At 52.5% G+C, this 15,334-nt stretch carries 11 protein-coding genes and 1 riboswitch; of the genes, 9 read left to right on the top strand and 2 right to left on the bottom strand.

Going from position 1 to position 15,334, the window contains the following annotated elements; translation table 11 throughout:
• Position 1 precedes the first annotated feature (1 nt).
• Both Q8K39_RS05980 and Q8K39_RS05975 read right to left on the bottom strand, forming a co-directional pair.
• Positions 2-271, bottom strand: coding sequence for a helix-turn-helix domain-containing protein (locus tag Q8K39_RS05980; RefSeq protein ID WP_305258712.1), 270 nt, complete (start codon positions 269-271; stop codon positions 2-4).
• Between the two features lie 539 nt (positions 272-810).
• The gene (locus Q8K39_RS05975; protein ID WP_305258711.1) at positions 811-1,695 is read right to left on the bottom strand and encodes a hypothetical protein; all 885 of its coding nucleotides are present in this window, start codon (positions 1,693-1,695) and stop codon (positions 811-813) included.
• Between the two features lie 130 nt (positions 1,696-1,825).
• Positions 1,826-2,113: riboswitch (cobalamin riboswitch) on the top strand.
• Between the two features lie 282 nt (positions 2,114-2,395).
• Between Q8K39_RS05975 and Q8K39_RS05970 the strand changes: the two genes are divergently transcribed.
• From Q8K39_RS05970 to Q8K39_RS05930, 9 genes are all read left to right on the top strand, one after another.
• Positions 2,396-3,907: a CoA-acylating methylmalonate-semialdehyde dehydrogenase gene (locus tag Q8K39_RS05970; protein WP_305258710.1), complete on the top strand. Its 1,512-nt coding sequence runs from the start codon at positions 2,396-2,398 to the stop codon at positions 3,905-3,907.
• A 12-nt stretch (positions 3,908-3,919) separates the two neighbouring features.
• The gene (locus tag Q8K39_RS05965) at positions 3,920-5,080 is read left to right on the top strand and encodes an acyl-CoA dehydrogenase family protein (RefSeq protein WP_305258709.1); all 1,161 of its coding nucleotides are present in this window, start codon (positions 3,920-3,922) and stop codon (positions 5,078-5,080) included.
• Complete coding sequence (locus Q8K39_RS05960) at positions 5,077-5,877, top strand: enoyl-CoA hydratase (protein ID WP_305258708.1); 801 nt, start codon at positions 5,077-5,079, stop codon at positions 5,875-5,877. Before Q8K39_RS05965 ends, Q8K39_RS05960 begins: the two co-directional genes overlap by 4 nt.
• Positions 5,874-7,055: an enoyl-CoA hydratase/isomerase family protein gene (locus Q8K39_RS05955; protein WP_305258707.1), complete on the top strand. Its 1,182-nt coding sequence runs from the start codon at positions 5,874-5,876 to the stop codon at positions 7,053-7,055. Before Q8K39_RS05960 ends, Q8K39_RS05955 begins: the two co-directional genes overlap by 4 nt.
• A gap of 76 nt (positions 7,056-7,131) precedes the next feature.
• Positions 7,132-8,031, top strand: a complete 900-nt coding sequence (gene mmsB, locus Q8K39_RS05950) for a 3-hydroxyisobutyrate dehydrogenase (protein WP_305258706.1) — start codon at positions 7,132-7,134, stop codon at positions 8,029-8,031.
• A 57-nt stretch (positions 8,032-8,088) separates the two neighbouring features.
• A complete protein-coding gene (locus Q8K39_RS05945; protein WP_305258705.1) occupies positions 8,089-9,441 on the top strand; it encodes an SWIM zinc finger family protein in 1,353 nt (450 codons plus the stop codon).
• Positions 9,442-9,448: 7 nt separating this feature from the next.
• Positions 9,449-12,235, top strand: a complete 2,787-nt coding sequence (locus Q8K39_RS05940) for a DUF6493 family protein (protein WP_305258704.1) — start codon at positions 9,449-9,451, stop codon at positions 12,233-12,235.
• A gap of 302 nt (positions 12,236-12,537) precedes the next feature.
• Entirely contained in the window at positions 12,538-13,884 is a 1,347-nt protein-coding gene (locus tag Q8K39_RS05935; protein WP_305258703.1) for an HlyD family secretion protein, read from the top strand.
• 586 nt (positions 13,885-14,470) lie between these two features.
• Positions 14,471-15,265 carry a CPBP family intramembrane glutamic endopeptidase gene (locus Q8K39_RS05930; protein ID WP_305258702.1) on the top strand — a complete coding sequence of 265 codons (795 nt, stop codon included), beginning with the start codon at positions 14,471-14,473 and terminating at the stop codon, positions 15,263-15,265.
• The last annotated feature ends 69 nt before the right edge of the window (positions 15,266-15,334 follow it).

Genomic DNA, 15,334 nt, shown 5'->3' with positions numbered 1-15,334 from the left:
ATTACCAATCCGGTTTGGTGTCGTTATCGGGTTTGCCTGCTGCAGTCTTAACTTCATCACGCTTATAGATAGACAAACCACAGCCGAGCAAATGCAGGATGCTCAGCATCTGGTCCAGGCTTACCGCACCGGGGTTATTTTCAATATTGGCAATCCTCACCTGCCCCACGCCCAGTAATTTGCCCAAGGCGGCCTGAGACAGGCCCTGTTGACTGCGCAAGGATTTGAGATGGCTGCTAAGCTGTGTTGCCAGACTGATTCGGTAGTCCATGATGTTCTCTGCCCTCCCTAGCCTGAACATGTCATTGCCTAATAGGAAACGATGATAGGAAACGATGATCACTTTGAAGCAATGACTTCAAGTTATCACTCAAAAGCAATAAATTCAATATATCACTTTAAAGCGATATTTCAACATTATCACGTATAAGCAGGACTTACGCAAAATTGTCCCAGCAAGGCGTCAGCGACGAAGACAGTGCTTTAGGACGACCAGGAGCTGCAACGCAGCTGGGGCGGTTTTGCGTAAGTCCTAGGTATAAATTTCTTTCAGTTGCAAGCCCCCAAGAGATCCCCACACTGGTGAACATGGCCAGTGATGTCGCGACCTGGCAAGGCGACGATGTGCTTCTGCACATCACCAAACATTCTTGTCTATTAGTCTTGCTGGGCAATGTGGGCAAGGTGGAAAAACACAATGAGAGATGGTTTTATAGCGACGACTCGTATAGATTTGTCAACATAGCTGAGAAATAATGGCGTTTCGACTTTGAAGATAGCAGGCATTTTTTCGCCTGTGAGCTCACCGCACTAAAAATCTCCAATCAACTGAAATTTCTCATCGACAGTTTTTGCCAGCAAGTCCATTTCCTGTTTATCTTTAGGATACGGATAGGCCTCTATCCCTTTTACACCATACCTCGACAAGGTTTTTTCGTCGGGGAAATACGCGATTGAATCAGAGGTGCCATTGACGGTAATCGATATGCCGAATTTCTCTTTTTTCTGTATCAAGTCACCTAAAAAGTCTTTGAATTCATTCTCAGAATCAAATGTGTAATTCTCTCCTCTGGCTGACACTTTATACGTAGTCGTCTGTATTGCTGGCGCAGTTAGTTCATGCGATCTTTTTAAGAGCTCTTTGTTAAAGCCAATTACCTTGAAAAATGCGTCATCTTCTCGCCAAAAAGCTGACATGGAAACAGAGCTAGCTTTTGTTCTATTTGAGCGTGATTCCTCGATGGGTGCAATTCCGTAAATCCCGCCATGAAAACCCAGGACGGATTCAGGTAAAAGTGACTTTCTATATGCGGCAACAAATAGATAATTCGCACACGAAGACATGCAATATCGATCAACGATGAGATGGATTTTTCTTTTATTGATTTCCTTTGCCATGGCAAGCGCCCCCACCACGCTGCCACCACCGGAGCGGACGATGATGGTTTCTACACCCTGGCGTAAATAAGCAAGCATAGGCTTCGCATCCGCATCAACGATCTCACCCGTCATGCGCAAGAGCTTATTTTCTGAATCAAACTCATACGTGGCGGACATAGCCGAATCAGATAAAAACAGCCAAAAACTGAAGACAAGCGTTTTTCCGATTTTGAAGAAATTCATTTCCATGACCTTATTTGATACAGATGGTAAAACCTTCAGCACCGCATCAGGGCTTAAAGAGATGTGATACATGCAACATTTTAAATATACAATAAAATTGAATATTGTTGATTATTTATTATTTGGGAGCCACTGCCACGCTGGTAAAACTCATCTTGAATTTTTTTCACCAATTAACGTTTACGTTAACGTCAATTCTTATGCTATTCTAAAAATAACAGGTGCACGGCTCAATCTCTTGGGCTGTGTTAAACGGGAAAGTGGTCGTCCTGATCGCTGTCGCTAACAAGTGACAGTAGCTATCAAGACCTAAATACGTGTTTACGATCGCGCTCGCGCTTAAGATAGTAAATATGTTCCAAGCCCCTGCTGCCTCCGCAACGGTAGGCAAGTGCGGTTACATCATCCACGCCACTGGTCATGCATGACTGGGAAGGCGATGTAACAAGACTTGCAAGCCCGGATACCGGCCTGTTGATCGCTGAGAAAAACATTGCGGAAGGCGGTGTTTGGGATATGGCATGGCACGCCTGATGGCGGGCGGGTGCTTGTCTTCAACATTGCTTCTTACTTTTTTTCCCAAGGTCTGGTCACGTACGGAAGGTGCGTGGCGGGTGTACGTCCACACGGCGCATGCCCATGGTCAGGATGGTTGCTGCAGCAGGTTTCTGCATGCGGTGGCCGCCCTGTTTTTCAGGCATCAGTGCGGCTGTTGTTGCGGGCGTGGCCCGCCGTCTGTCCGTGCGCAATCAGGAAGGTTTAGGAAAGCATCATGTCTACTCTTACCCAGGCTCCCAACGTCAAACTGCTCATCAACGGCGAACTGATAGACTCCAAATCCACGCAATGGCGCAATGTGATCAACCCGGCCACGCAACAGGTGCTGGCCCATGTGCCGTTTGCCACGCCAGATGAAATGCAGGCCGCAGTCGATGCTGCCAAGGCCGCTTTCAAGACCTGGCGCAAGACAGCGATAGGTACACGTGCCCGCATCTTTCTCAAATACCAGCAACTGATACGCGAAAACATGGCCGAGCTGGCCGCATTGTTGACAGCCGAACAGGGCAAGACCCTGGCTGATGCTGAAGGCGATATCTTCCGCGGACTGGAAGTAGTCGAGCACGCCGCCAATATCGGCAACCTGCAAATGGGCGAAATCGCCAACAACGTTGCCAGCGGTGTTGATACCTATACCCTGAACCAGCCGCTGGGCGTGTGCGCTGGCATCACCCCTTTCAACTTCCCGGCCATGATACCGCTGTGGATGTTCCCTATGGCGATTGCTTGCGGCAATACCTTCATCCTGAAACCGTCCGAGCAAGACCCCATGGTCACCATGCGCCTGGCTGAGCTGGCCATGCAGGCTGGTGTGCCGCCTGGCGTGCTGAATGTGGTACATGGTGGTGAAGACATCGTCAATGCAATTTGCGACCACCCTGATATCAAGGCCGTGTCCTTCGTTGGTTCTACCCGCGTGGGTACACATGTTTACAATCGCGCGACACTGGCGGGCAAACGTGCACAGTGCATGATGGGTGCCAAGAACCACGCCATCGTCCTGCCAGATGCGAATAAAGAACAAACCCTGAACAACCTCGCCGGTGCTGCCTTTGGTGCGGCTGGCCAGCGTTGCATGGCGCTGTCTGTGGTCATCCTGGTTGGTGAAGCAAACCAGTGGGTGCCAGACTTGCTAAACCGCGCCCGTAGCCTCAAGATCAATGCAGGTGCAGAAGCTAATACGGACATAGGCCCGGTCATTTCATGTACTGCCAAAGAACGCGTAGAAAGCCTGATCGCCCAAGGTATTGCTGAAGGTGCGACACTGGTGCTGGATGGCCGCGCACCACAAGTGCCAGGCTATGAGCATGGCAACTTCGTCGGCCCTACTGTCTTCACTGGCGTCAAGCCAGGCATGCGTGTGTATGAAGAAGAAATCTTTGGCCCGGTATTGTGCATCATGCAGGCAGATACTCTGGCCGACGCCATCGCCATCATCAATGCCAACCCTAACGGCAATGGCACCGCACTGTTCACCCAGTCTGGCGCTGCCGCCCGCACCTTTGAAGAAGATATCGATGTAGGCCAGATCGGCATCAACGTGCCTATCCCTGTGCCTGTACCTCTGTTCTCATTTACTGGCTCACGTGCATCCAAACTCGGTGACCTGGGGCCTTATGGCAAGCAGGTCATCCAGTTCTACACCCAGACCAAGACCATCACGGCACGCTGGTTTGATGACAGCGTCAGCGCTGGCAAGGTGAATACCACCATCTCACTGAAGTAATCGGAGGCCATCATGGACTTCGATCTTAGTGAAGACCAGCGCGCCTACCAGCAATCTGCCCGCAGCTTCGCCGCCCATGAAATGACGGCGCAAGCTGCGCATTGGGATGCCACTTCCCACTTCCCACTGGACGTCATCGCCCATGCCGGGGAGCTGGGATTTTGCGGGCTGTATGTGCCGGAAGAGCTGGGCGGGCTGGGTCTGACTCGGCTGGATGCAGCCATCATTTTTGAAGAGCTGGCGCGCGCCTGCCCTTCGACCACGGCTTATATCACGATACACAATATGGCGAGCTGGATGATCGCCAACTGGGGCACGCCAGAAGTGCAGCAGAAATGGGTGCCCAGGCTGGCCGCAGGCAAGAAACTGGCTTCGTATTGCCTGACCGAAGCTGGCTCAGGCTCTGACGCGGCCTCACTGCGCACCAGCGCCCGCCTCGATTGCGACAGCTATATCCTCGATGGCAGCAAGGCCTTTATCTCGGGCGCAGGTGCCACCAATATGCTGGTCGTCATGGCGCGCACAGGTGGCGATGGTGCTGGCGGTATCTCTGCCTTTGCGGTACCGGCAGATTTGCCCGGCATTAGCTATGGCAAGAAAGAAGACAAGATGGGCTGGAACAGCCAGCCCACCCGCACCGTCAATTTTGACCAGGTACGCATACCGCGCAGCCACTTGCTGGGTGAAGAAGGCGAAGGCTTTCGCATTGCCATGCGTGGCCTGGATGGTGGCCGCATCAACATCGCCACCTGCTCCATCGGTGCGGCGCAGTCAGCACTCAATAGCGCGCAAGCGTATATGAATGAGCGCATGCAGTTCCAGAAAAAACTGTCTGACTTCCAGGTGTTGCAATTCAAGCTGGCCGACATGCAAACCGAGCTGGTCGCAGCGCGCCAGATGGTGCGTCTCGCCGCCAGCAAGCTCGACAGCAAGGCAGACAATGCCTCAGTGTATTGCGCCATGGCCAAGCGCCTGGCAACCGACACCGGCTTTGCCGTCTGCAATGAAGCACTGCAAATCCACGGCGGTTACGGCTATATACGCGAATACCCACTGGAGCGTTTCCTGCGCGATGTCAGGGTGCACCAGATACTCGAAGGCACGAATGAAATCATGCGCGTCATCGTCGCCCGCCACATGCTAAACCAACCCGCAAGCGAGGAATTTTTATGAGCCACCACATAAATTATAGTAACTACACCAATCTGCAATGCGAAATCATCGGCCACACTGCCCTGGTGACCCTGGCCAACCCACCCGCCAATACCTGGACTGCTGCGGGTTTGCAGGCATTGACGCAACTCGTCAATGACCTCAATGCGGATGCAGATATCTATAGCCTTGTCATCACAGGCTCAGGCCAAAAATTCTTTTCTGCCGGGGCAGATTTGAAGCTGTTTGCCGATGGCGACAAGGCCGTGGCACTTGACATGGCACGCCGCTTTGGTGAAGCATTTGAAACCCTGAGCCGCTTCCGCGGTGTTTCCATCGCCGCCATCAATGGCTATGCCATGGGTGGTGGCCTCGAATGCGCACTGGCTTGCGATTTGCGCATTGCCGAAACTCACGCACAGATGGCCTTGCCAGAAGCCGCAGTCGGCTTGCTGCCTTGCGCTGGCGGCACACAAAATCTTGCATGGCTGGTCGGTGAAGGCTGGGCCAAGCGCCTGATCTTGTGCGGTGAACGTGTCGATGCTGCCACCGCCCTGCGCATAGGCCTGGTGGAAGAAGTGGTCGCCACTGGCGGCGCACTGGAACACGCACTGGCACTGGCCAAACAGGTTGGCAAGCAAAGCCCCAGTAGCGTCAAGGCATGCAAGCAACTGATACAGGGTGCGCGCCAGCAACCCATGAACACCGTGCTCCCACAAGAACGCGAAGCCTTCCTGGCCTTGTTTGATACTGCCGATCAAAAAGAAGGCGTTACTGCCTTTTTGGAAAAACGCCCACCCGTGTGGAGGAATGCATGAGCGACTCCCCAGTCCGGTTCCACACCCTGCCTGCTGCCAATGGCATGCAACTAGGCGTGGCCACCCTCAATTCAGAAAAAACCCTGAATGCACTGTCCATGGAAATGGTGCAATTACTGGGCAAGCAATTGCAAACCTGGGATGAAGACAGCAGCATCGCCATGGTGGTCTTGCAAGCCGCTGGCGAAAAAGCATTTTGCGCAGGCGGTGACTTGCAAAACCTGTACGCCAGCATGCGCGAGCATCATGCATCGGATAACAAAGACGACTTGCTCGGCAATGCCTATGCGCTGGAATTTTTTGAACAGGAATACCGCCTCGACTATCAAATCCATACCTACCGCAAACCCATATTATGCTGGGGCCACGGCATCGTCATGGGTGGCGGCATAGGCTTGATGGCCGGTGCCAGCCACCGCGTCGTCACAGAAAAATCCCGCCTCGCCATGCCAGAGATAGCCATAGGCCTGTTCCCCGATGTAGGCGGCACCTGGTTCCTGAACCGCATGCCGGGCAAGCTGGGTTTGTTTTTGGCATTGACGGGTGCCAGTATCAATGCCAGCGATGCACTGTTTGTGAAACTGGCCGACGTGGCCTTGCCACATGCCAGTAAGACAGATGTGCTGACGACTTTGCAGGCTGCTGCCTGGAGCAATCAAACATATCAGAACCACCAACGCTTGAGCCAAATCCTTCATGAATTCTCGGCGCAATCCAGCGACACCACTGGCCCCTTGCGTGCCAATTTCGACTTTATCAATCGCCTGTGCAGTGCGGCTGATTTGCCTGCCATCGTCGCGGAAATATTGGCGATAGATGCAGCACAGCAGGAAGAACATCCCTGGCTGCAAAAAGCCGTCAGCAGCCTGCAAAAAGGCAGCCCGACTTCCGCCTGGTTGGCACATGCCTTGCAGGAACGCGGCAAGCATTTTTCGCTGGCAGAAGTCTTTCGCATGGAGTTAGTTGCAGCGCTGGCATGTGCGCAAGGTCACGATTTTGCCGAAGGGATACGGGCTTTGATCGTGGACAAGGATCAGAAACCGCAATGGTTGCCGGGTAGCCTGGGTGAATTGCAGTTGCAGAACGGTGAGCGTTACTTTGCGCGTCTTTGGACGGCAGAGCAGCATCCTTTGCGGGATTTGGGTGCGGGTGAAAATATTCACAAAAGAGCCGCGTAAGTATCAAGCCCAACCTACGAAACCTTAAAATCCCCTCCCCTTCAAGGGGAGGGAGCTAAAACCAGGAGATAACCACATGTCAAACCAATCCAAAATCGCCTTCATCGGCCTCGGCAACATGGGCGCACCGATGGCCCTTAATCTGCTCAAGGCAGGCTACCCTCTCACCGTCTTCGACCTCTCCCCCACTGCACTCAAAACACTGGCAGACGCAGGCGCTCTGGCCGCAGGCAACGCCAAACAAGCCATAGAAGGCGCAGACATCGTCATCAGCATGCTGCCCGCCAGCCGCCATGTAGAAAGCCTCTATCTCGGCGACGAAGGCATACTCGCTCATATCGCCAATGGCGCACTCATCATAGACTGCAGCACCATCGCCCCACAATCTGCCAAAAAGGTCGCGCAAGCCGCAGCCGCACGCGGGTTGGCGATGGTGGATGCCCCGGTCTCAGGCGGCACAGCGGGTGCAGCCGCTGGCACACTGACCTTCATCGTCGGCGGCGGCACCGTTGACCTCGAACGCGCCCGCCCCGTCCTGAACGCCATGGGCAAAAACATCTTCCACGCCGGTGAAAATGGTGCCGGGCAAACCGCCAAAATCTGCAACAACATGCTGCTCGGCATACTCATGGCAGGCACGGCAGAAGCGCTGGCACTGGGCGTGGCGAACGGGCTTGATCCCAAAGTCCTGTCCGACATCATGAGCAAAAGCTCAGGCCGCAACTGGGCACTGGAACTGTACAACCCCTACCCCGGCGTCATGGAAAACGCACCCGCATCACGCGGCTACACTGGCGGCTTTGGGGTAGACCTGATGCTCAAGGACCTGGGTCTGGCAACCGAGGCGGCGCTGGGCAGCCAGGCAAGCATCCCGCTGGGTGAAGCTGCGCGTAACCTATATGGCATACATAGCAAAGCCGGTGCAGGAGGCAAGGATTTTTCCAGCATACTTGAGCTGCTTCAGAAAAAGGAATAGAAATACTGAGTCACGGGCGCGATGACAATCGCTACACAAAGCGATATGCTAGCGCCCATGACTACCCAAGCACACGCCTACCATTACCTGCAAGCCTCGGCCCTGACAGACGATGTCAAACCCCGGCTGCAACTGGCCACTTCTGGCGCGGACGACAAAGCAGTTGTCGCCCACCCGCATTTTTTTGAAGGCCTGCTAAAGCAGCCGCGACTGTCGGCAGAATTGCTGACTGCAGTACATATCATCGTCGGCTCGCGCTTTTTCACACCTGCCAATACACTGGCAAAAAACCTCATGCTGGCTGACCCTGTAGTCACATCGGGTGGTGGCATCTTGCGTTTTGAAGGTTTTTCTTCCTGCTGTAGTGCTTATGTGCGTGTCGACATGCTGCCCGACAGCTATGAAGGTGATGTCGTCGGCAAGGGTACGACCAATGTCGATTTCAACGCCCCTATGCGGGCAGCGCTGGCAAGAGTGCGCGACGCTGCTGGCCTTGCACTATCAGTCGGGCAAGATGCCTTTACCCTGCATGCTGGTGGCAATAGCGTCGTCGAGAAGAAAGTCGAGCTGCCATTGCGCTGGATACGTGGCATGCTTGAAGTACAGTCTTACCAGGCTGGCATGCGCAAAATCGTCGAAGTCAGCGGGGCAGAAGCCCTGCGCTTCTTGCGCTCTTTACCCAAGGCATCGACCAGCAAGACGCCGCTGTGGATATCGCACGGCCCCTTTGGCTTGCGCACCACGACCAGACCAGAGCCAAATAGCATACGCCTGGTCGACAGCACCCGCCTGCGAGTGTTGGAAGCCTTGCTGCCACGGGTGAAGTCCATGGCTATTTTTGCTGATGAAGCACAGCAAGCCAGCGCCTGGGTCTTGCAATTTGCCGGTGCCCGCCTGACGTTGGCCCTGAGTGCCGAAGTCTGGCGCGGTTTTTCTGGAGAGGGCCAGGCTCTGCGCGCACTGATGAATATGCAGGATGCCAATGCCCTTCCCCGCCTGCGCGCGCATTTGCAATGGCAATCCACGCTGCAAGCTCCAGCCTTGGCGCAACAACTGGATTTATCGCAAGCCAGCATAGAAGACAGCCTGCGCATACTTGGCGTCTCTGGCCTGCTGGGATTTGATGTGACGGAAGGCAGTTACTTTCATCGCGTGTTGCCATTGGATCTGAGCATGGCAGAAGACTTGCACCCACGCCTGGCTGCTGCCCGCGAATTAATAAAAGACAATGCGGTCGCCATCATTAATAAACAGCCGCTCGAAGCCACCGTCCAGAGTGCAGATATCCAGCACCGTGTGCGCGAAGTGGACGGTGAATTGCGCTGTACTTGTCCATGGTATGCCAAGCACCAGGGTTTGCGTGGGCCTTGCAAGCATGTGCTGGCAGTGGAAGCAATGACAGAAAATTAGGACACCCATGGCAGAGCAAAAAATCGAAGCCGCATTTGTTGCAGCAACTCCGCTGGAAGAATTCATCGTCGCGGGAAACTATCAGGGCATGATGGCCTATCTGCAAGCGCAGGACAAGGCGCAATGGCAGCAGCACAGGGCCCGTGTCCTGCGCATGAACAAAGCCATGGAAAAATCGCGCTACACTTCAGACATGAGCAAGTCTGCCTGGCGCAGCAAGGTCACGGATGAACAATGGCATTGTCTGCGTGCCGCCATTTTCTTATGCGGCAATGCCGATGACGTTGCAGAAAACTGCTGGCATTATCTTTATCAACCAGCCGAGCTTATCGAACTCTGGAAAAAATACCAGCCAGCTTCCACAGAGAATCTGGCACTCACGTTGATATCGCAAAGGCCACTCGCATTTCGCATCGTACAAAGCCTGCTGATTAACGGCTTGATTGAACGCCCAACACATGAGAATTACTTGCTGGGCCTGATGAGCCAGGAAATGCGTTCAGACCTGGTGCCGGATGTCGCTTACTGGATCAAAAATGACCCGGACTTATTGCAAGGCCCGCTATTGCAGTTGTTCGACATCGAAGGCACGACCGATATCAGTTTCGCCGGACGCGATAAGTACACGCATAACCCTGACAACACCTGGCAACAGTTATTCTTGAATTTGTGCCAGCAAGGCGTGTATCGCCGTGAAGTCTTGCTGGATAAAACCCTGAGTGCGCTGGAAAAAGACTGGATACAATTCCGCTCTGGCTGGTTCTCGCGCTTCCATGATGCGCTTGCACCCACGGTAGAAGAAATGAGCGCATTCAGTGAACGCTATCTGGGTCTATGCCACAGTCGCATCCCTCCTACCGTCAGCATGGCGTTAAAAGTGCTGGGCAGGTTGCAGGAGGCAAATGCCATCAGTAATACCGCATTGCTGACTGCCCTGCAACCGCTGCTCTCATCTGCCGTCAAGGCGCAAGTGGATGCTGCACTGAAATTGCTTGACCAAATGATCAAGCAAAATGCCAGTCTTGCACAAGAGGCTGCGTCTGTCGCCGTGTTTGGCTTACTTCATGAAGCCGCCGATATGCAAAAGAAGATCATCACACGCCTTGACAAGTGGGGCATGGACGCAGCTACGCAAGAGCAGGCCAGGCAATTGCTACCCCATGTTGCCACCAGTAACCGTGAAGCCTTGTCAGCCTTGCTGATCACCGATGCAACAGACGGCTCCGCTCGCGCAGTAACAGACACAATACATCAACTACCCAGCCTGCAAGCACTGCCATCGCCCATCTCCAGCCAGCGTGCGCTACCTGTTATCAATACGATTGATGACCTCATTCAAGCCTGCGCCCATGCCTTTGAAAACCATATTGACACAGACTGTTTCGAAACCGTCTTTGAAGCCCTGCTAAGACTTGCTCCATTTTCTGCAGAGGCAAAAAAACAGTTTAGCCCTGTACTCAAGCGTGCCAGGAAAATGAAGCCCGTTGCCGACAACTGGCATCATTTGGACAAGCCTTTGGCACGTGAACTGGCGCGGCTTCTGGCTTTTATGTTTGAACAAGAGAGACTGCCAGCCGAGCGCCAATTTGCCAAAGGTCATTTCGATGTACACAGCGTTATTTGCCAGCGCACAGATGATCTGATGGATATCCTGATGCAGGGAAAATCTGTTGCCCCCCTGGCCGCAGCCACCCATCAGCGCGGCTACATTGACCCAGCCATCCTGATAAAGCGCGCCCGTGATCAACACGCATCTGGCCTGCAACAGCCCGTGCAAGAACAGGTGCTCAGCCTCTTGCGCCTCGCCCCCAGTAACGATCCCGCTTTGCGCCAGCAGGCAGCCAGCCTGCCGGATACACCCTACCACCATGCCTTGCGTTATGCACTGGGTTCGCAAGTCAGCATCGCTGCCAAAGGCAAGGATAGTGCCTTGTATATTGCAGCGGCACGCGCCCGTTATCCAGATGAAGATGACCCCAACCTCATCCAGTTGTATGGCGATTTTGGGCCGGATGGTGCTCACGCTGCGCGCTATCGCTTTGACATTGAAGCCAGGGAAAGCGAGTACACGACTTTCTATGACACCTATTTGTCGGTGACACCAGCGCCCAGACCAATAGACCCAGTCTACCTGAGCATACTGCGTCACCCTCGCGATGAAAAAAGCGATGGCAAAATCTGGAGGGGGCAAGACTTCAGTGGCGGCAATGAGAGCCAGATATTATGGTCAGCGAGTATGCTGCCTTCCTGCCTGGAAGCCGTATTCGCCGAAGGTACGCAAGCCATTGCCAATAATCTGGATTGGTGGGAAGTAGCATGGCAGAACAAAACCTATCTGAACCTCCTGCTGGACCCCACCGTCCCCATGAACGGTTGCGCCATCACCTTGCTGGCCTTTGCCCTGGCAGGCAAAGAACCAGGCCAGACTGCCATCGCCATTGATGCCCTGGTCGCCAGCTGGCTGGAAGGACGGCTTGAAGCCGCAGCATTGGCCAATGTCATTTGCGGCTTGCTGGCAACGCCGCAAGTCAAGGCCAGCCGCTATGCCAAGAGCCTGAGCAAGGCAGCACGCGCGCATGCAATGGCACCACATCTGGTATTCCAACTGCTTTGCACCATCGTCACACAAAACCCGCAAGCACCGCCCAAAGACATGGCCATGCTGCTGGAGCTCTTGAACGAATTACGCCTTGAACTGACACAAAGCCTGCCAGAGCATACCTTGGCAGCATTGCAAATCATGCAGATAGGTGGCAAGGGCAAGACAGCCCTGAAGGCTTTGCTGGCTGGATGATACTGCTTGTCAGCAGATCACCACAAAACAGATCACCGTAAACAAGCCCAGCTTTTTGGCGAGCCTGCGCAAAGCTGCATGCACTGCAGCAGGAAAAATCCTGCGCGCGCGATTCTAGCAAATGAATGTCAAATAGTGTTAAAAGTTAATGGAAATATATTTTTAACTTTTTTTGACATTTCTCCAGAATTTTCATTTATGCTTTAGACAAGTACACAGGAAAGCTGTGTTTTTGAATTATTGCAGTAGATAAGTAAAGATGTCAGTTGGATCGCAACAATTTGTAACAAGTAAGGCTGTCAATGAGTAACACCAGCCCCTTGTTCCGCCCTGAAGTTACCGCAGCATTAGGCAGTCAATGGATGGGTGCCATCCGTCTGGCGCAACCGCTCTCTGCTTCTTTGATTGCCATTGTTGCCCTGGTCATCGCTGCGGTGCTGATCACTTACATCACTCTTGGCAGCATCACCAAAAAAGCCCGTGTCACAGGTATCACTGTACCTGTCGGTGGCCAGCTTAGCGTGGCTGCACCCAATGCCGGTATTTTGCTGACCAGCCATGTCACAGAAGGCGAGCAAGTCAAGGCCGGGCAAATCCTGTTCACACTCAGCACAGAACGCCAGAACAGACAGGGTGAAATCACCGCCCTGGTGGCCCAGCAACTCGCCAGCCGTGCCGACAGCATGGCCGCAGAACAAAGATTGCGCCAAAGCCAGTACCAGGAAAAAAAACAGGCCTTGCAGCAAAGACTGGCCAACCTGGCGCAAGAACATACTCATCTTGAACAAGAGCTGCTGCTGGCCCAGCGCCGCCAGCACCTGGCACAGCAAAGCCTCGCCAAGTATGAAACCCTGCAAGGCAATGGCTATGTCTCTGCTGCCCAGACCCAGCAAAAGCAGGAAGACCTGCTCGACATCAGCACCCGCCTGAGCACTTTGCAGCGTAGCAAAACCCAGTTGCAAGCCAACCAGATTGCCCTGCAATCAGAACTCGACACCTTGGCAAACAGCCTGGCCACAGACCTGGCACAAATAGAAAGAGCCAAAGCCAGCCTCAAGCAAGAAGCCGCAGAAAACGCCAACCGCCAAGCTGTGCAAATCGTAGCAATGCAATCAGGCACAGTCTCAGCACTGACCAACCAGCCAGGGCAAGCCATCAATGCCGGGCAAGTGCTGGCGAGCCTGATACCTGTGGATGCCAGGGCGTCCAGCTCTACCGATGCTGGCAATGCTGGCAAAACAGAAGCAGCTTCGCTGGAAGCGCATCTGTATGTACCCAGCCGCACAGCAGGTTTCATCCAGGTCGGCCAGGAAGTCTTGATACGCTATGCAGCCTTCCCTTATCAAAAATTTGGCCTGCACACCGCCACTGTCACGGATGTCAGTCGCACCCCCTTTGCTCCAGCAGAACTGCCCGCGCATCTGGCTACCACGATCTTGAGCAATGCCCAGCAAGCCATCAATGGCTTCAACACGAACGAAGCGCTCTACCGCATCAAAGTCAGGCTGCATGAGCAAAGCATCAATGCATACGGCCAAGCGCAAATGCTCAAGCCAGGTATGACGCTCGAGGCAGATGTCATACAGGACAAGCGCAGGATTTGGGAATGGGTGCTGGAGCCAGTGCTGGCAATGAAGCAGCGAGCCTAGGAGCAAGTAGCAAAGAATTTCAGAATTCGATGCTGAGTCTGTCAGAAAACCCCAACAGACTCAGCCCGAAATACCGTTCAAGGTGGTCAAGACCGAGAACGGAGCAGTAAAACCATGCCATGAGGTATGGTTCACTTAACCATGTATAGGAGTATCACAAAATGCGTTTGATTACAAATGAAGAATTGTTGGTTGTGGCGGGTGGCGATTCAGACCTTGACTGGGGTAGTTAGCCAATTATCAAGGGTGAAGGGGATCCGGATCTCGGTGCCTGGGACAATATTGGCGGATTTGATGCGGCTGCAACTCGCTCTTCAGGACAGAATAGCTGGGGTGAGCCTGGGCCTGCCACTCAGCCATCTCGGCCAAACGACCCACCTCTCCAACCAATAAACTTTATTACGCCTAAAGGATTGGCTACATGGCTCGGCGTTGAATTAGTAATTGAGATTCTCAAACAAAATCCAAATATTGATGTAAATCAGGATCGCGGACTGTAAGCCATTATCTACGCGTGGCTAGAACAGATTTATTACTCGGGCCACGCGTATGCAATAAAAGTTATCAAACCCCAAGGACAAAAAAATTGAAAAATATATTGCGCTATTTTTTTAGAAACCTTGCTGTTTCATGGTTAGTATTGTTTTTTATTACCCTTACAACAACGCTGATGGGATACGACGAAAAAGTGATAACGGTATTCACGTTAATCGCGTTTAGTATGTGCTTCGTTGTCCAATATGTTGCGAGCGAAAAAAAACTCTACACTGAATCTGGTAGCATTCCCATTTTTCATAAAAATGATGCGAATCAAGTATGGAAAAGTATTTTTTTTCCACTAGTTATTTTTGCATTAATCACTAGCATTTTAGCGATTGGAGAGAAAATCTCATTCAAAAGCGATTTAAAGATAATACAGATTAATTCTTTGCTTTTAATATTTTCGGTAGCTGCATTGGAAGAAGTATTTTTTCGTGGTTATCTACTGGCAGCGTTAAGGAAGTTGGTACGAATTGAGTATGCGATGCTCTTCTCCAGCGTCATATTTACACTATGCCATATTTATAATGACACTACGACTCTGACATACATTTTTCATTTCATGTTTGGCCTTTCGATGGCTGCGATCTCTGTTAAATACAAGTCGTTATTGTTTTCAATAATTTTTCATTCAGTATCAAATTACTCCCTCGGTGTAAGCAGTAGTTATTTTTCTAGTTTGTTCAATAGTGATGGCCTGTTCCAGTTGACTAATCGTGCGTCTTCAGAATTTTACATGCAGCTTTGTCTAACTGTTTTTGTTCTTCTCATTATATTTTCGTTAAAAGACATTCATTGGATGAAACACAAAGATAAATCTCGAAAAGAAATGAATTCTTGAATGAGATGCAGGACGTAGGTTGTTAAGAGTGTGGCATTACCATATTTTTGTCGTCTTATCGCCTATGTA

Source organism: Undibacterium sp., assembly GCF_030683615.1.
In the GTDB taxonomy this organism is placed as follows: domain Bacteria; phylum Pseudomonadota; class Gammaproteobacteria; order Burkholderiales; family Burkholderiaceae_D; genus Undibacterium; species Undibacterium umbellatum.
This window is presented reverse-complemented; position numbering and strand designations above follow the sequence as displayed.